The sequence below is a fragment of the Candidatus Synechococcus spongiarum genome (genome assembly GCF_900047545.1).
Taxonomy (GTDB): Bacteria; Cyanobacteriota; Cyanobacteriia; order PCC-6307; family Cyanobiaceae; genus Synechococcus_B; species Synechococcus_B spongiarum_C.
In genome coordinates, this window is sequence record NZ_FITM01000161.1 from 1 (window position 1) to 15,296 (window position 15,296).

Consider the following 15,296-nt stretch of genomic DNA (forward strand, 5'->3'; position numbering starts at 1 on the left):
AGATCCCAGTCACTCACTACATCCTAATACCCTCGACACTTGTTCAGAGGTGCCTTTACTGGTTTGGATACACTGTATTACATCCTGATGCAATCACAGTCTCATTGTTCAGAGAACGGCAATTTCAAAGATGCTTTATATCCAAATATCCTGTTGCTTCTCCCAATACTCCCTGACATTCTCGAACCGGTGGATTCTTTCTGTAATCTTGCCAATCTCTCGTGGATAGAAATCCATCATGACATCACAGAACTGTAACATCCACTCTTTTCTTGAATTTCGCTCTAGCGTTCGAATGTTATTCGAGTTGGCAATCTGAATCTGTCCCCAGCCAAGGGCGCCTACAGTCAAACATTCCCAATCAAGAAACTCAATTGGCGTGAACAAGACATCTGCAACTTCAAGATCAGTTCCTTTAATCGAATACTTAATCATGACGAGAGAGAAGACGTTGGCATCTGATTCATAGAACCGTGCCAGCCGCTCGACAGATATAAGATTGGGCATGTTAAAGCTAGTACCCTCTCTATGGGTCTTTACGTCTATCACAGAGTAGATTCCCTACACATCGGTGAACGCCATATCGGCCATGGCACGTCGTGCAGACTCTCTCGAATATTCGCTACACCAATCTCCCAGGAAGCCCTCGAACCTGTCGGCCACCAAAAACTCCAATGCATCTCCGACGGCTCTTGGGCTACGGGCTGTTTGTGGCGAAAGAAAATCATTCAAGGAGTTGATGTACTCCTTGGTTCTGGTTGCCACTTTCATGTGATGACCTTGGTAGTAGAAATTCGACTTCATTCGAAAATTGCTCCTTGAGAAGGGTTTTTCTATCTTTTCACTTGGGATACCCTTTTTGCTGAGGGGAAGAGTTGCGCTCCCAGAATACGCCATCTTTATATCCCTGGATGGCTGAATCCCATCGTACGGCAGAAATTCGTTTTCTCGCCCAGCAGAGGTATTCCATATTGATATCAATACCACACCAACGTCTGCAAAGTTTTTCCGCAACCACTGCAGATGTGCCACTCCCCAAGAACGGGTCAAAGACAAAGTCACCTTTTCGGGAACTCGCAAGAATTAACTTTGCGAATAACTTTTCTGGCTTTTGTGTAGGATGAGGAGTGTTTTCAGACATTGACCAGAATGGTACCGTCAAATCTGTCCAAATGTTGGATGGATGTGTTAAACGAAAATTTCCGTCGCCCTCGCGCTTCCAATCCTTCGGGTCTCCATTCACGCGATAAGGTGCTAACACTTTGCGCTTCAGTTTTACGGCATCTACATCGAAGTAATAATTCTCAGAATTGATACAAAACCAAATATCTTCCGTATTGTTCTTCCAATTTCGCCTTGCACCTCTCTCTTTTTCCCGTTCCCAAGTGATTCTGTTTTGTACCAAAAATCGTTTCTCCAAAACTGGCAATACCAAGGCTGATGTCTTCCAATCGGAACAGACATAGAGCGTGGCTGTAGGCTTCATCATTGGAATCAGTAATTCTATCACGCTCTCAAATCAAGATGTGTAACATTCTTTATCCAGTTTTCTGAAGTAATTTCCATTGTAGTTTTTTGTTAGATTATATGGTGGATCAAGGATGAGCAGGTCAATGAACTGAGTGGGAAGGCGAGCTGCTATTTCGAATAAGTCGCCTCCGACAAGCTGGCCGTCTATGTCCTGAAGATCAACTGCTGTTTCAACGCGCAAAATGGACCTGGAAAGTGCAAGAAGCTCTTCCGGAGCACACGTCAGCGTTCGATTTTGTGGCGCGCCTGATCGATCACAAGCAACTTGCCCCCTGTCAGGTCGTTCGCCTTGAAGCCCGTTTTGCGCCGTCGCCCCCTGCACGGATGGAAGTTCTTGACACGCCGACTGCTGAAGGCGGGAAGGATGGACCAGCATTGGTCATGCATGATTCAGTATGAACTTTATACACCCATGCCCCCCATCCACCTGGCTGCCCTGAACCTCACAGATCATGGCGCCACAGGGCTGGCACTGGCGTGCTGGCACGCCCTGGTGCTGGGTATTGTCCAGGGCTTCACCGAGTTTCTCCCCATCAGCAGCACGGCCCATCTCAAGGCGGTGCCAGTGTTGCTGGGCTGGGGTGATCCTGGCGTGGCGGTCACTGCGGTGTTGCAGCTTGGCAGCATCGGGGCCGTACTTGCCTATTTCCGGAAGGATTTGCGCCAACTGGGCCTGGGGCTGCTACAGGGGCTTCAGCAAGGAAATCTGAACGCCCCGGAGGCGCAGCTGGGGCTGGCCATTGTGGCAGGCACCGTGCCCATTCTTGTGGCTGGTCTTGCCGTTCGGCTATTCTTCTACGAGGCCTACGGGGCATCGGTGCTGCGCAGCCTGGCGGGGATCGGTGTGGTGTCCATCGTGATGGCGGCGCTGCTGGCCTTGGCGGAGCGGCTAGGGCGTCGCCGTCATGGCCTTGGTCAGGTGAGTGTCACGGCGGGGTGGCTCCTGGGGTTGGCGCAGATGTTGGCCCTGGTGCCGGGGGTGTCCCGCTCGGGCAGCACCCTCACGGCGGCGCTGCTCATGGGCTGGCAACGGGCGGCAGCGGCACGGTTCTCCTTTTTGCTGGGGATTCCGGCCATCACCATGGCGGGCCTGGCGGAAGTGAAAGAGTCCCTTACCAGCCCCGGCCTGGGGGGTGTCCTGCCCCTGGTGGTGGGGGTGCTGAGCGCTGCCCTCTCCTCCTGGCTGGCCATTGCCTGGCTGCTGCGGTTTCTGCAGCAACACAGCACCTGGGTGTTTGTTGTCTATCGCCTGGGCTTTGGCGTGCTGCTGGTGGCGGTCAGTGTTGGGGGAAGTGGTGGATAATCGCGTCGGCAAACTCTGAACACTTCAGGGGGGGATCCACCGGGGGGTCCATCATGCGGGCCAGGTCGTAGGTGACGCAGCGGTTGGCGATGGCCTGGCCAATGCCGTGATTGACCAGCGCCGCGGCTTCATGCCAGCCGAGGAATTCCAACATCATCTGACCACTGAGGATCAGAGAGCCGGGATTGATGCGATCCAGGCCGGCGTGCTTGGGGGCGGTGCCGTGGGTGGCCTCGAAGATGGCGGCATCATCGCCGATGTTGGCGCCGGGTGCCATGCCCAGTCCCCCCACAATGGCCGCAGCGGCATCGGAGATGTAGTCCCCGTTCAAGTTGAGGGTTGCCAGAACGGAATACTCCCCCGGCCTGGTTTGCAGTTGCTGAAACACACTATCGGCAATGCGATCATCCACCATCACCATCCGGCGCCAACGGTCTTGACCGTGGGATTCGCTAATGCTGTCCAGGATGGCCCCCACCTCTTCACAGATGACTTCCTGTTTGGCGGGGGTGAGGTTGTCGTAGCCGGGGTCAATGGCGCGGGCATTGCTCTCCACCGACAGTTGGGGATCCTTGGCCAGGTTGTCCAACACCCAGCTTTCCCGCTCCGTGACGCACACGGCGCGGAACTCTGTTGTGGCCAACTCGTAGCCCCAATCCCGGAAGGCGCCCTCAGTGAACTTCATGATGTTCCCCTTATGGACCAGGGTCACATGGCGTTTGCGGCCTTCCAGTCCCAGGGCATGGCGGATGGCGCGGCGCACATGGCGCTGGGTGCCCATCTTGCTCACCGGCTTGATGCCCAGGCCGGAGCCGGGGCGAAGCTGGCGCTTCCCCAGCTTGCCGTTGGCGGGGATCACTGTCTCGTTCAGGTGGCGCAGCAGTTCCTGGCCGACGGGGTCGTCAGCGGCCCACTCCACACCGATGTAGATGTCTTCCGTGTTTTCCCGATAGACCACCACGTCCAACTCCTCCGGGTGTCTGTGGGGGCTGGGGGTGCCTGCGTAATACCGGCAGGGTCGCACACAGCAGTATAGGTCAAACAGTTGCCGCAGCGTCACGTTCAAGGAGCGGATGCCGCCCCCCACCGGGGTGGTGAGGGGTCCCTTAATGGCGATGCCGTACTGGCGGATGGCGGTCAGGGTGTCTTCAGGCAGGTATTGGAAATCGCCATAGCGTTGACAGGCCTCGTCCCCGGCATAGATCTTGAACCACTGAATGCGACGCCCGCCGCCGTAGGCAGCCTGCACGGCTGCGTCCAACACCCGCCGGGTGGCAGGCCAGATGTCCACGCCGGTGCCGTCCCCACGAATGAAGGGAATGACGGGTTCATCGGGAACAACAGGGTGCCCCCCCTCGAAACGTATGGCGGTCCCCTGGGAGGGCGGGCTGAGCCTAGTGAAGGCTGGCATGGTGATTCGATTCAGTCAACTGAGGCTTTGGAGACGCACATGTCCCTGCCCAACGCATACACCTTGAAACGTTCCTTGCGGGTCATGCTCTGCAGGTCCAGTGAGGCTGCAAAGTCGGAAGCCATGGCTAGGGAATCCTCCGGGCTCAGCGCTTTCATCATGTTAAGAAGATCATTGTCGTCCATGTCTGCATACAGATCTGGGTTGGTGCGCTTGTTTTTGCGAACAACAGCGAGAAAGCAGGGGTCAATGACCTCCTGCATGACTTCCTCCTCGATGTCAATGCCGACGTCAACATAGGCATAGGCAGCACCGGGGGTGGCCAGGAGAGGCAAGAGCATGAATGCCATGACGACCACTGGCGCCATGAGACGGAGGAGCGTGACGACAGCGCGGGAGCAATGCAGCCTCATGGACGTGTTGCGTGGCCTCGTTCAAGGTACACCTGCTCTCCCTTCCTGGACCACACCAGGGAATGGTTGGTTCTAGCCCATGCCGATACGTCCTGACGTGATTGCCGTGGTGGGGGCCGGAAGCGTGGGCAGTGTCACGGCCTGGTGGCTGGCCCGCTGCGGCGCCCAGGTGGTGTGGCTTGCTCCCCACACCGGCTTGGAGCGGCCCGCCAGCCTGGCGTCCTTGGGGGTGCTGATGGGCCATTGCAGCCGGCGCCTCCGTGGCCGAAGCTGGCGATTGCGGCGCGCCTCCCTTGCCCTGTGGCGCCAGTGGTTGCCGTTGCTGGGACCCGTCCCCCAGCAATGGGGGCTCACGGTGCTCTGCCATCAGGCGGACGAGGTGGAGTGGCTCCAAGCGCTGGCGCACCAGCGCTTGGGGGAAGGTGTCCCTCTGGCGTGGCGCACCCGTGACGAACTCCTCAACCGCTGGCCCGCCCTGGCATCCAGCAACCTGCAGGGTGGCCTCTGGTCTCCCCAGGATGGACAACTGGATCCTGCCCCACTGCTGGCAGCCCTGGCTGGGGCCGGCGAGCAGCTGGGTGTCCAGCGCCAGTCCGCCCAGGTGATAGGCCTCCAACCTGAAGGCAAGAACTGGCGCCTTCAGTTGCAAGCCAGCGATCCCGACTGCCCCACAACCCTCCTGGCTTCAGCCGTGGTGCTCTGCACAGGGTTGGGTACCGGTCGGCTGCTGGCGGCTCTGGATCCGGCCATCCGCTTGAACTGGCCCATGACGCCGGTGCTGGGACAGGCAGCTGAACTCCACTGTCCCATGCTGCCGCCACAGGGCTTGCCGGGACCTGTGGTGTGGCGCGGAGTCCACCTGATCCCTCGCCTCCAGGGCCAGCGGTTGTGGATCGGGGCAACCGTGGAGCCCGGTGACCAGGGTCAGGGCCAATGCTTTGACCAGATGCTGGGGCTGGATGGCGCAGCTCCACCGTGGCTGCGGCAGGCCCAGGTGCTGGGCCGCTGGCAGGGGGTGCGGGCCCGGCCCATGGGTCGCCCGGCGCCGCTGTTGGCCACCCTGGCCTCTGGTGTGTTGCTCACCAGTGGCCACTACCGCAACGGCATCCTTCTGGCGCCAGTCACGGCCGCCTGGACCGGCCGGCAACTGGGCTTTCCGGCGCCAGACGCCCCCTGACAATCATGGCGCTTCCCTGTGGCCCTGCGTTTGGGAGCCCTTGCAGTTTTGAAGTCAGTCGTTAGCTTCAAGGATGCCATCTTCTAGAGTGGGGGATCTCTGCATGTCGCCGTCGCCAAGACAAACGCCACCTTGTCACCTGGCCTCACGGAGGCTACGGCGCGCCAGTCGGGGCGACACCCTTGCTAAACTCCCCGCAGCCGAGTTGGCCAAGGCCTACCTCACAGGGGAAGACGTGTATCTGGGGCAAGGGCGCTGGTGGCGCTGGAAACGTGACGGTGTCCCCGGCTGGCTGACGCCTTTTCTTGAGGACATAGGTCTTCTCGGGGCATGATCAGGGCGTGAGCGGGTTGGGTGCTCCGGTATCCGACAGGTCGGACACCATCACGGGCAGGCGCTCCGTCATGGGTCTGCGGTGCCGTCCTTGCTCCTGCTGATTCACGAGGGCCACTGCCTCTTGCAGCAAGGAGTTGAACATCTTCCCTGGGAGCCGGTGGCGGGCCACTTCCATGAAGGCGCGGGAGAGGGACTCACCAGCAGCGGCCATCAACTGGGGGTTGCTGCGACGGTTGTTCTGCTCCTCTTCAATGACCTTCATGAACCGCGCTGTCACGTCCCGCTTGGTGCAGGCACGGATGACCGCATCCCGTGGCGTGGTGTCCAGGTCAGCCTCAAGCTGGGAAATGCGCTGCTCCAAACTGGCGAACACCTCGCTGGCTTCCCTCGCCAGGTTGGCCAGTTGACCATCACTCAGCTTGGGGAGATCGGCCACGTACACCCTGCCGTGGTCGTTCAGGGTGAGGAAGGGGGCCCGGGAGGGCGGGGCGACGCTGCGCAGTGGGGGACGTGGCTGGGGGCGATTGGGAGACTGGAGGCTGGGGCTGGCGGAACTGCGACGGCGGGTGATGCGATTGGAGGGGAAACTGGAAGTCACGGTTAAGCGGAGTTAGAGAATGTATGAACGCTGTTCACGGCCTTAGTTTGCCACATGGGGTGGCTTTGGCAGTCCTTCTACCGGTCCCTGACCCGCCAGGACTTCCCCAAGGCACCAGGACCGTTCACCACAATTCCGGCAGCAGACCAGGGTGTCTTCTACCCTGTCAGGGGGCACCACCAGGCAAAAGCCAATGCCCAGATTGAAGGTGCTCCACAGGTCGGCCTCGGGAATCTGCCCCTCCTGCTGCAACCAGTGGAACAAGGGTGGAATTGACCAGCTGTCTGCATCAAGCGCCACGTGCAGGTCGGCGTCTTCGGGAAGACAACGGGGCAGGTTCCCTGGCAAGCCGCCACCGGTAATATGCACCATCCCGTGAAGGGGAACGGCCTGCCGGCGCAACTGCCGCACCAGCGGGGCATACAGACGGGTGGGCTCCATGAGTTGCTGCGCCAGACTCCTGTTGCACCCCGGCTCTGGACACAGGGCATGGGGATCCACACCGGTGTGGTCCAACACCCGTCGAATCAGGCTAAAGCCGTTGCTGTGGGGACCTGAACTGGCCACGGCGATCACCTGATCCCCAGGTTGGATGTGGCGTCCGTCCACCAGGGCCGGGGCATCCACCACCCCCACGCAAAAGCCGGCCAGGTCGTAGCGGCCGTCTTCATAAAAGCCGGGCATTTCTGCGGTTTCTCCCCCCAGCAGGGCGCAGCCGCTGATGCGGCAGGCCCAGGCCATGCCGTCCACAGCCGCCACCAACGGATCACTCATCAAGCGACCGCTGGCGATGTAGTCCAGGAAGAACAGGGGATCGGCACCGCTGGTGATCACGTCATTCACGCTCATGGCCACCAGGTCCACCCCCACCTGCCGGTGGCAGCCCCAGTCCTGCGCCAGGGCCAGTTTGGTGCCCACCCCGTCGGCTCCTGACACCAGCAGGGGCTGTTGCAGGCCGGCGGGTACGCGGCAGAGTCCCCCAAATCCCCCCAGGCTGCCCACCACTTCAGGACGGCGTGTGCTGGCTGCCATGGTGCGGATCCGGGCAACAAAGGCGTTGCCCTCTTCAATGTCCACACCTGCGCTGCGATAGTCCATGGTGAAGCCTGGCAAAGTCTTGGGTTGATGAGACGATGAATGGCCATGCCGTGCTGGGGAACGTTGACATGCCGACCAAGGGGGCCATGGTGATCCTGCGCAGTAACAGCGAGTTGGACCAATGGCTGGCCGCTGCCGGTGGCCCCATCCATTTTGTCCCCACCATGGGTGGACTGCATCGCGGCCATCAGCAACTCATCCGCGCTGCCCGTGGCGCAGGGGGGCGGGTCCTGGTGAGTGTGTTCGTCAACCCCACCCAATTTGCAGCGGGAGAGGATTTCACCACCTACCCGAGACACCCTGACAGGGACATTCAACAGGCTGCCGACACCGACGCCGTCTGGTTCCCCACGGTGGAGCACATCTATGGGGACGCCAACCCGGACCGTAGCCACGCCGGCAGCGGGCCGCCAATCAAGCCTTCCCTGATCCAGACCCTCTGTGGTCCCTGGCGGCCAGGCCATTTTGAGGGGGTGCTCATGGTGATGGCGCGGCTCCTGGAGCGGGTACAGCCCGCCCTGGTGGTAATGGGGGAAAAGGACTGGCAACAACTCACTGTGCTGCGCCAGTGCCTGCCTGCGTTGTGCGAGAAGCGCTGCCGTCTGTTGCCGGTGCCGGTGGTGCGGGAAGGGGACGGTCTTCCCTGCAGCTCAAGAAACAGCCGCCTCAGCCCGTCCCAGCGGCGGCAGGCTGCCCTGTTGCCCCAGGCTCTGGGGGACGCAGAGGCCGCGGTGCAGGCCGGGGAGCGCCGCAGCGCCGTCCTGGAGCAGCTTGTGCGGGCTCGCCTGGACGCCACCGAACTGCGGGTGGACTACGCCCAACTGGTGCATCCCCTCACCTTGCAGCCCTGCCCGCACCTGGATGGGGTGGCCCTGCTGGGGGTGGCGGTCCACGTGGGTCCAGTCCGCCTGTTGGATCACCGCTTCCTGCTGAGCCGCCAGCCCATCATCGCCATTGACGGCCCGGCGGGAACGGGCAAAAGCACGGTGACCCGTCTCCTGGCGGCACGGCTGGGCCTGCTCCATCTGGACACCGGCGCCATGTATCGCGCCGTCGCCTGGCTCATGCTGGAGAACCGGCAGCCCATCCGCTCCGATGCAGCCCTGCAACAGCTTTTGGAGACCATGGAGTTGCGGCTCGCCTGGGGAGACCATGGGCAGCAGGTGATCTGCATCAACGGGGTGGATGTGAGTGACGCCATTCGTCTTCCCCGGGTCACCGCCACCGTTCCCCGGGTGGCGGCCCTGCCCCAGGTGCGCCAGGTGCTCACCCGGCAACAGCGGGCGTTTGGCCAGCAGGGCGGACTGGTGAGCGAAGGGCGGGATATGGGCACTGCCGTCTTCCCCAATGCGGAACTGAAGGTGTATCTCACCGCCACTGCGGCAGAGCGGGCGCGGCGCCGGGCTGCCGACATGACCCAGCGGGGTCAGACGCCACCACCACTGGCCACGCTGGAGGCCCAGATTGCCGAGCGGGACCACCTGGACCGCACCCGCACGGAAGCGCCGCTGCGCCAGGCGGAGGACGGGGTGGTGGTGGCCACCGATGGGATCACTGTTGAGCAGGTGGTGGATGATCTGGAAGAACTGTTCCACCAGCGGGTGCCCCGGGGAGCTGAGCCATGGGCCAACACTGAACCAGTAGCTTGATGCCCAACGCCTGGATTACCAGAACTCAGGCAATTCCGCCGCAAAGCTGCCGGTGCGTTCAAATTCAAATGCACCGGCGACGCCACCCCAGACATGGTCATGGGTTTGGGGATCAAAGCCTTGATCCGTGGTGCGCAGCCAGCCCTCCCCCACCTGGAAACGACTCACCAGATAGGTGTCCCGGCCGGCGCGCTGTACACGGCAGTTGCAGCCAGGCTCCACCTCACCCCGGAACCCGTCCCCTGCCGTCTCCACCAGGTAGGTGCAGCCCTGCAGCAGGGTCAAATCCTCCTGCTGGACCTGCACCAGGCGCTCCGGGTCCATGGTGGCGCCGTAAAAGCGCTCTCCATGGTGGAGGGCCCAATTTTCAATGATCAAGCCCTGCTCCCGGTGATGGCGCACCCGCAGCACCCGGATGCGGTAGGGCTGGCTCGGATCCAGGGCATAGGCCTGCTCCAGCAGCAGGGAACCGGGGGGCAACTGGGGTGTGGGGCGGAACACCACCTGGATGGAGGCAAACAGGGGTGGATTGGCCACCGCCTGGGCTTCGTTGGAAAAGACGCCGCTGAGTTGCTCCAGCAGACGGCGGGCGATCAAGACCATGGCAGGCAATCAAGCACGGGTCACAGGGGCGGCGGTTGTCAGACGGTGGAGGGCCAACCGGGCCCGCAGCCACACCACCGGCGCCACTTCTTGACGGGGATCAGCCAACGGCTGCAGGGTGTCCAGCAGGCGCTGTCGCTGGGCAGCAGGGGGTTGCCACCAATGGTCCATGCCCTCCAGCCCCACGGCAACGGCATAGCGCACGATCCACTCTTCATCTGCGCAGGCGGCCTTGAGCTGGGGCAAAATCCGCTCCGCCAGTTCCTGCCGCTGCTGGGCAGTGAAGCCATGGGGTTGGAGGCCACCCATGCCCCGGGCCGCAGCCCGGCGCACACTGGGGCCAATATCCTGTGCCAGGGCCCGCTCCAGCAAGGGGAGACCCCGCAGATCTCCAATCCCCGCCAACGCCCGCACACTCCAGGCCCTGGCGCCGTAGTTGTACTCATCCAGATTGGCGAGGATGGCCGGCACCGCAGTGGTGCCAATGGCCACCAGGCCATCCACCGCCGCCACCGCCGCCCCGGGGTTGTTAAAGCCCAACACCTGGATCAGACAGGGGATGGCCATGGGATGGGCACAGGCGGAGAGGTCTTCTACGGCACCGGTGAGGTCATCGGCGGTCTGGGCGGCCTGCACGGCATCCACGAGGGCTTGCACCTGCCGGGAATCTGGGGGCGTGGAGGACATGGGGCGGGGTAGCGGATTAGAGAAGATCGTCCATGGCAACCAGCAACTCCACCTCCGCCGCTGAGGGAGAGAGGCTGGCCTGGTTCCGCGCCGGGCTGTTCTCGACTAGGCCCCGCAAGGCAATGAGTTTCAGGCTGTTCTCCGCCAAGGTTCGGGCAATGGCGCTGCCCGCTGGCCGCCAGCCGGTGACGCCCAAGTCCAGCAAGGCCGCACGACGCACCTGGAGTTCGTTGTGCAGCAGCAGGTTGACCAGTTGCTCACCCCAGCAATTCTCCCGGGTGAGTTGCAGCAAGCTGCGATAGGCGGCAGAGCGGATCAGCGGGCGTTCATGGTCCCCATAAGCCCGCACCACCGCCAGCAGCGGTTCATGGTCCGTGATGGTGCCAGACCCATCCTCCTCCTGCCAACCCAGGGCGCCCAGGGCCTCCAGAAGTGCCTCACAGGGTTCCATCAGGCGGCTGCTGCCCGGGCGGGGGGCCCCTGCCACCAGTGGTCCCGGCGCCAAGCGCCGCAGCATGGGCTGCCGCGCTTTCAGGGCGCCCAGTTGGCCCAGGGATCGTGCCGCCGCTTCCCGTAACCCATCATCGGAGGACTCCAAGGCCTCCAACAGGGGAGCAACAGCCCGGTCATCGGCCAGCTTGCCCAGGGCGCGGGCCGCGTTGCGGGCAATGGGATTGGGCTCGTCAATGCCGCTTACGGGATCCGGACGAGGACCACGTTCCGCCAGGGCCTGAATCAACAGGGGCACCGCCTCCGGGTGGTTGGAGCGCATTCGTCCCAGCCACCAGGCGGCGTAGTAGCGCTGACCCGAATCCTTCAACTGGCGCAACCAGTCCAGGGCCTGGGCCTCATTCAGGGGTGTCCCTTGCGACATGCAACAGCAGAAAAGGAGCCCACAGAGGGTTCCATTCTGACATTCAGCCGGACGCTGAACCCAGGCAGGTTGAGTTCAGACGAGGGCGTTGATGGCGTAGTCGATGTAGGTGTTGGCCTCGGTGGCAGAGTTGCCACTGAGGCCGTGGTTGGCCTTGATGTACTTCAGGGCTTCCACGTACCAGGAGGGAGACAACTCGAAGGTGCGGTTAATCTCCTCAAGGCCGGCAATCAGGTAGTCGTCCATCGGGCCGGTGCCGCCAGCCACCAGGCAGTAGGTGACCATGCGCAGGTAGTAGCCCACGTCACGGGCGCACTTGGCCTTGCCTTCCGGGGTGGAGGCATACTGGCTCCCCTGCATCTGGGTGGTATAGGGGAACTTGTTGTAGACGGCCTGGGTGGCGCCGTTCACCAAGCTGTCGGCCTTGGCGGTAAGCGCTTTGGCGGCGGCGAGGCAGTCGGCGGCATGGCCAAAGCGGCCCAAGCCAGACAGCAACTCGCTGTTGGAGAGGAAGCGGGCCTGGGAATCGGCAGCGGCGACGGATTCGGTGAGGGGGGTTTTCATGGAAAACGGTACTAGTGCTTAAGAGAGTTGAGCGCGTGAAGCTGGGGCCTGGCTCAGGCCACGGCAGCGGCGGCGCGGTCGAAGTAGAGACCGATTTCTGCAACGAGGGAGGTGCAGTCACCAGAGGTGATACCGGTGCGGTCGTTGACGATGGAGACGGCAGTGTCCTTCATCTTGCGGACAGAGGCTGCAACAGAAGCACCAGGCACTCCCAGGGCCAGGTACGTCTCCCGCAGACCGTTCAGGCAACGGTCCTCCAGAACGCTGGCATCACCGGTGAAGACGGCATAGGTGACGTAGCGGAGGATAATTTCCATATCCCGCAGGCAGGCGGCCATGCGGCGGCTGGTGTAGGCATTGCCACCGGGGGCGGTCAGAGAAGGCTGCTCGGCGAAAAGGCTGCGGGCAGCGCTGGCCACGATGCTGGAAGAGTTGGACGTGATGCGGTTGACCGCATCCATCCGCTTGTTGCTGTCGGCAACAACGGCAGAGAGGCCGTTAAGTTGACCAGCGCTGATGAACTCACCCCGGGCATCAGCCTGGGCAACAACCTTGGTGAAGGCGTCAAACATTGAAGAAAGGCTCCTGATCTCGACGAGGGGTCGAAGAATGTTTGGCAAATGTTAGGCAGACAAGGCGTCTGCCTGACCTGGTCAGCACCCAAGAGCACTTCAGCTCATCAAGAAAGCACACTCAGCACGCTGAGACCTTCTCTCACTGACCGCATTGGGGCTGCCCATAATGGACGCTCAATAGTCTCAGGGGGGACAGACCTTTGCCCGGCTAAGCTTTACAATCGGATATCCTGTGTGCGAATGGATACTGCAAGCCCTATTTTTTTCTTTCTCAAGGAACCGACTCCTTACGTGGTCGTCCGGAGCCAATGGGGTCCAACCCCCTGATCGTAGCGCTCGGTGCGGCGGAAGCGCAGGGCCCCATGCTCTGATCCCCAAAGCTGCTCGTGGGTCTGGGGGTCAAACCCCCGATCACGGCTGATCCACCGCTCTTCATCCATCTCCACCTCGCTCACCAGATAGGTGAGTTGGCCATCCCGGGGAATCAGACAGCGGCAACCGGGTTCCACACAGCCCGTGAAGCCCCCTGTTGCCGCACCACGAAACTCCATGGCGCAGCCCGGACGCGGCTTAAGCTGCTCCGGTTTGATGGTGGCGCGGATGGTTGCATTCCGAGTGGCGCCCGCCGCCGCCACGGGATCCTCCAGGCTGTAGTTTTCCACCCGCACCAACCCCTCCTGCCGCACCAGGCAATGGACACCCTGGCGGTAGGGGGACCAGAGGTCATGGTCATAGGCCTGCTCGGAGTAATACCAGAGCGGACCAAAGGATCCACCCTCCAGCGGGTGGAAAGCCACGTGGATATGGGCAAAATGCACGGGATCGGCCACTGCCTGATCCTGGTTGGTGAAGCGGCCGGCCAGAAGGCGGCAGAAACGCAGGAAGCAGGCATCATCCATGATCAGTAGTGGTGGTGTGGCGCCAGTCCTGGTCTCAGGTGGACCGCTGGCGGATCTCCGAGGAGAAGGAGGCCTGCAGCACACCGCGGCCGGAGGAGGTGCGCATCAGCGCGACCCGCAACCGCAGGTCATCCGTGGCGAACCATACCCGCTCTTCCGCACTGGCCCGCTCATAGGGGGTGACCAGTACAAAGGTGCCATCATCACTAAAGCGGTAGTGGCCAACAGCAGGGATGGTCTCGGTATAACCCTGGCTGCGGAGCAGGCGGCCGGTGGTATCGCTCTCGGGTACGGGCACCAGGAGGCAACTCCCGTCGCTGGTGGCGTTCTCGTCCCAATCGGAGGTGCCCTGCCACGTGACCGAGAAGGGGCAGCACATGGCGCTGGACGCCACCTGGTTGCTGGCCAGAAGCTCCGTCAACTGGGGATCCTCCGGGTCCATGGGCGCAATCCGAATCTCGGACTCCACCTCTTCCACGTGACGAAAGGCCAGGTTGTGGCCACTGCGCTGGGCCGTCCAGGTACCCAGTGAACGGTTCACAAAGTGCTCGATGGGAGAAACCATGGCCAAGCCCGGGGACTTCCCATTCTGGGGCTGGACCAGCTACGGCGGCGGCAAGACCCATGTCCTGATCGGCCTCAACCATTCACCCTGGCCTTGGGTCGTGGTGGCCAGGCGAGTGATGATCGGACCGAGGCCTTGCGCAAGGGCTACCCACTCCATCCGGAGCTCATCGACAACACCCTGATGCAGAAAACCTCCACCCTGGAGCACTTCCAACAGGTGCGGGGCATGTTGCGGCTGCTGGCCCAGACCGCCGCCCAGCTTTGGCGGGAGCAGCCCGAGGACGCCACCGCCATCCACCTGCACCCCATTGATCTCGGCAACAACTGGATGCGGGTGAGTTTGCGGGTCTTGGACCCTACGGCTCGCACAGTGCTGCTCCACTCCCTGGACTTCAACGAGCCCCTCAAGGGTCTCGGGCGGCTGGAGTTGAGCTACAGCCTTTGCCGCACCGCCAGCACCCAACTACATGACGGATAAGACCCCGTTGCGGCGTCTGGGGGTGATGATAAGTAGGGGGAGCGGCTGGAGGGCCGTTCACAGGTGGCGGGGACAGCAAGCACACCAATGATGATGCCGCCACCCACGGCGGCAGTGGCCCCACAACCCAGCTGGGCCTTGAGTTTGGCAGGGAAGGAGCCCTGCTGCGGTCTGTTGTTCAGGCTGTCCAGACCTTGGGGTGGGGTTGGGGGGAGGTTCCCAAATCAGGCCTGACCTGGTTCAGTATGCACCTGCACCACATAAACGGAAGGCCCTCTCGTTATGGATTTTACCATTACCCCAGTTCTGGATCAGGGGAAGCCACCACCAAAAGCCAGTTGCGGCAAGGGTTGACAGGGGCCAGGAGCCGTGTTAAGCTGGGAAAAAGGCGGCTGGTCCTGGTCCCCTGATCCGGAATTCGTGTTGCACAGGACCAAAATATCCGTTAGATTAAGGCCTGTCCTCGGTGAGAGCTCGATCAATGGTTCCGATTGGTTCAGTTCCTTGGGAACGTGACAGGGGTGACGTGGGGAG

Annotated in this window: 19 protein-coding genes; 5 read left to right on the top strand and 14 right to left on the bottom strand. The window is 61.9% G+C overall.

The features are described from left to right. Window positions 1–135 precede the first annotated feature (135 nt). The 3 genes from FLM9_RS08585 to FLM9_RS08595 form a co-directional block, all read right to left on the bottom strand. Window positions 136–507 carry a hypothetical protein gene (locus FLM9_RS08585; RefSeq protein ID WP_257243048.1) on the bottom strand — a complete coding sequence of 124 codons (372 nt, stop codon included), beginning with the start codon at window positions 505–507 and terminating at the stop codon, window positions 136–138. A 334-nt stretch (window positions 508–841) separates the two neighbouring features. Continuing rightward, the gene (locus tag FLM9_RS08590; protein ID WP_257243049.1) at window positions 842–1,510 is read right to left on the bottom strand and encodes a DNA-methyltransferase; all 669 of its coding nucleotides are present in this window, start codon (window positions 1,508–1,510) and stop codon (window positions 842–844) included. Window positions 1,511–1,519: 9 nt separating this feature from the next. Next, window positions 1,520–1,852 carry a hypothetical protein gene (locus tag FLM9_RS08595; protein WP_257243050.1) on the bottom strand — a complete coding sequence of 111 codons (333 nt, stop codon included), beginning with the start codon at window positions 1,850–1,852 and terminating at the stop codon, window positions 1,520–1,522. A 90-nt stretch (window positions 1,853–1,942) separates the two neighbouring features. Here FLM9_RS08595 and FLM9_RS06935 point away from each other — a divergent pair, with 90 nt between their 5' ends. Continuing rightward, window positions 1,943–2,833, top strand: a complete 891-nt coding sequence (locus FLM9_RS06935) for an undecaprenyl-diphosphate phosphatase (RefSeq protein WP_074457897.1) — start codon at window positions 1,943–1,945, stop codon at window positions 2,831–2,833. Here the strand turns inward: FLM9_RS06935 and FLM9_RS06940 are convergent. Further along, entirely contained in the window at window positions 2,808–4,244 is a 1,437-nt protein-coding gene (locus tag FLM9_RS06940; RefSeq protein ID WP_074457887.1) for an NADP-dependent isocitrate dehydrogenase, read from the bottom strand. The two genes, FLM9_RS06935 and FLM9_RS06940, sit on opposite strands and share 26 nt — an antisense overlap. Before the next feature lie 11 nt (window positions 4,245–4,255). Then, on the bottom strand, window positions 4,256–4,594 hold the full coding sequence (locus tag FLM9_RS06945; RefSeq protein WP_143324646.1) for a hypothetical protein: 339 nt from the start codon (window positions 4,592–4,594) through the stop codon (window positions 4,256–4,258). 142 nt (window positions 4,595–4,736) lie between these two features. On the opposite strand from FLM9_RS06945, the gene FLM9_RS06950 reads away from it, so the two are divergent. Next, complete coding sequence (locus tag FLM9_RS06950) at window positions 4,737–5,834, top strand: NAD(P)/FAD-dependent oxidoreductase (RefSeq protein ID WP_081340268.1); 1,098 nt, start codon at window positions 4,737–4,739, stop codon at window positions 5,832–5,834. 103 nt (window positions 5,835–5,937) lie between these two features. Further along, a complete protein-coding gene (locus FLM9_RS06955; protein ID WP_074457889.1) occupies window positions 5,938–6,168 on the top strand; it encodes a hypothetical protein in 231 nt (76 codons plus the stop codon). Here the strand turns inward: FLM9_RS06955 and FLM9_RS06960 are convergent, their stop codons facing one another. Both FLM9_RS06960 and purM read right to left on the bottom strand, forming a co-directional pair. Beyond that, entirely contained in the window at window positions 6,169–6,768 is a 600-nt protein-coding gene (locus FLM9_RS06960; RefSeq protein ID WP_074457890.1) for a DUF8655 family protein, read from the bottom strand. Window positions 6,769–6,810: 42 nt separating this feature from the next. Then, a complete protein-coding gene (purM, locus tag FLM9_RS06965; protein WP_074457899.1) occupies window positions 6,811–7,866 on the bottom strand; it encodes a phosphoribosylformylglycinamidine cyclo-ligase in 1,056 nt (351 codons plus the stop codon). Window positions 7,867–7,934: 68 nt separating this feature from the next. On the opposite strand from purM, the gene FLM9_RS06970 reads away from it, so the two are divergent. Then, window positions 7,935–9,515 (top strand): bifunctional pantoate--beta-alanine ligase/(d)CMP kinase, encoded by a 1,581-nt coding sequence (locus FLM9_RS06970; protein WP_257243051.1) that lies wholly within the window; start codon window positions 7,935–7,937, stop codon window positions 9,513–9,515. A gap of 15 nt (window positions 9,516–9,530) precedes the next feature. On the opposite strand, the gene FLM9_RS06975 is transcribed toward FLM9_RS06970, so the two are convergent. The 7 genes from FLM9_RS06975 to FLM9_RS07005 form a co-directional block, all read right to left on the bottom strand. Further along, the gene (locus FLM9_RS06975; RefSeq protein WP_074457901.1) at window positions 9,531–10,118 is read right to left on the bottom strand and encodes a chromophore lyase CpcT/CpeT; all 588 of its coding nucleotides are present in this window, start codon (window positions 10,116–10,118) and stop codon (window positions 9,531–9,533) included. 9 nt (window positions 10,119–10,127) lie between these two features. Continuing rightward, entirely contained in the window at window positions 10,128–10,805 is a 678-nt protein-coding gene (cpcF, locus tag FLM9_RS06980; RefSeq protein WP_074457891.1) for a C-phycocyanin alpha-cysteine-84 phycocyanobilin lyase subunit CpcF, read from the bottom strand. A 16-nt stretch (window positions 10,806–10,821) separates the two neighbouring features. Beyond that, on the bottom strand, window positions 10,822–11,679 hold the full coding sequence (locus FLM9_RS06985; RefSeq protein ID WP_074457892.1) for a HEAT repeat domain-containing protein: 858 nt from the start codon (window positions 11,677–11,679) through the stop codon (window positions 10,822–10,824). Window positions 11,680–11,754: 75 nt separating this feature from the next. Further along, on the bottom strand, window positions 11,755–12,243 hold the full coding sequence (gene cpcA / locus FLM9_RS06990; RefSeq protein ID WP_074457893.1) for a C-phycocyanin subunit alpha: 489 nt from the start codon (window positions 12,241–12,243) through the stop codon (window positions 11,755–11,757). A gap of 53 nt (window positions 12,244–12,296) precedes the next feature. Further along, on the bottom strand, window positions 12,297–12,815 hold the full coding sequence (cpcB, locus tag FLM9_RS06995) for a C-phycocyanin subunit beta (protein WP_074457894.1): 519 nt from the start codon (window positions 12,813–12,815) through the stop codon (window positions 12,297–12,299). A 290-nt stretch (window positions 12,816–13,105) separates the two neighbouring features. Beyond that, complete coding sequence (locus FLM9_RS07000) at window positions 13,106–13,717, bottom strand: chromophore lyase CpcT/CpeT (RefSeq protein WP_074457895.1); 612 nt, start codon at window positions 13,715–13,717, stop codon at window positions 13,106–13,108. 34 nt (window positions 13,718–13,751) lie between these two features. Continuing rightward, window positions 13,752–14,282, bottom strand: a complete 531-nt coding sequence (locus tag FLM9_RS07005; RefSeq protein ID WP_074457902.1) for a phycobiliprotein lyase — start codon at window positions 14,280–14,282, stop codon at window positions 13,752–13,754. Between the two features lie 93 nt (window positions 14,283–14,375). Here FLM9_RS07005 and FLM9_RS07010 point away from each other — a divergent pair, with 93 nt between their 5' ends. Further along, a complete protein-coding gene (locus tag FLM9_RS07010; RefSeq protein ID WP_074457896.1) occupies window positions 14,376–14,762 on the top strand; it encodes a hypothetical protein in 387 nt (128 codons plus the stop codon). Window positions 14,763–15,296: the final 534 nt, after the last annotated feature.

Bases quoted from the DNA above. Each gene is read 5' to 3' on its own strand.
- cpcF (WP_074457891.1), bottom strand. From the start codon at position 10,805: ATGTCCTCCACGCCCCCAGATTCCCGGCAGGTGCAAGCCCTCGTGGAT.
- FLM9_RS06950 (WP_081340268.1), top strand. From the start codon at position 4,737: ATGCCGATACGTCCTGACGTGATTGCCGTGGTGGGGGCCGGAAGCGTG.
- FLM9_RS06955 (WP_074457889.1), top strand. From the start codon at position 5,938: ATGTCGCCGTCGCCAAGACAAACGCCACCTTGTCACCTGGCCTCACGG.
- FLM9_RS06935 (WP_074457897.1), top strand. From the start codon at position 1,943: ATGCCCCCCATCCACCTGGCTGCCCTGAACCTCACAGATCATGGCGCC.
- FLM9_RS07000 (WP_074457895.1), bottom strand. From the start codon at position 13,717: ATGGATGATGCCTGCTTCCTGCGTTTCTGCCGCCTTCTGGCCGGCCGC.
- cpcA (WP_074457893.1), bottom strand. From the start codon at position 12,243: ATGAAAACCCCCCTCACCGAATCCGTCGCCGCTGCCGATTCCCAGGCC.
- FLM9_RS06985 (WP_074457892.1), bottom strand. From the start codon at position 11,679: ATGTCGCAAGGGACACCCCTGAATGAGGCCCAGGCCCTGGACTGGTTG.
- FLM9_RS07005 (WP_074457902.1), bottom strand. From the start codon at position 14,282: ATGGTTTCTCCCATCGAGCACTTTGTGAACCGTTCACTGGGTACCTGG.
- cpcB (WP_074457894.1), bottom strand. From the start codon at position 12,815: ATGTTTGACGCCTTCACCAAGGTTGTTGCCCAGGCTGATGCCCGGGGT.
- FLM9_RS08585 (WP_257243048.1), bottom strand. From the start codon at position 507: ATGCCCAATCTTATATCTGTCGAGCGGCTGGCACGGTTCTATGAATCA.
- FLM9_RS06975 (WP_074457901.1), bottom strand. From the start codon at position 10,118: ATGGTCTTGATCGCCCGCCGTCTGCTGGAGCAACTCAGCGGCGTCTTT.
- FLM9_RS06940 (WP_074457887.1), bottom strand. From the start codon at position 4,244: ATGCCAGCCTTCACTAGGCTCAGCCCGCCCTCCCAGGGGACCGCCATA.
- FLM9_RS06970 (WP_257243051.1), top strand. From the start codon at position 7,935: ATGCCGACCAAGGGGGCCATGGTGATCCTGCGCAGTAACAGCGAGTTG.
- FLM9_RS06945 (WP_143324646.1), bottom strand. From the start codon at position 4,594: ATGGCATTCATGCTCTTGCCTCTCCTGGCCACCCCCGGTGCTGCCTAT.
- purM (WP_074457899.1), bottom strand. From the start codon at position 7,866: ATGGACTATCGCAGCGCAGGTGTGGACATTGAAGAGGGCAACGCCTTT.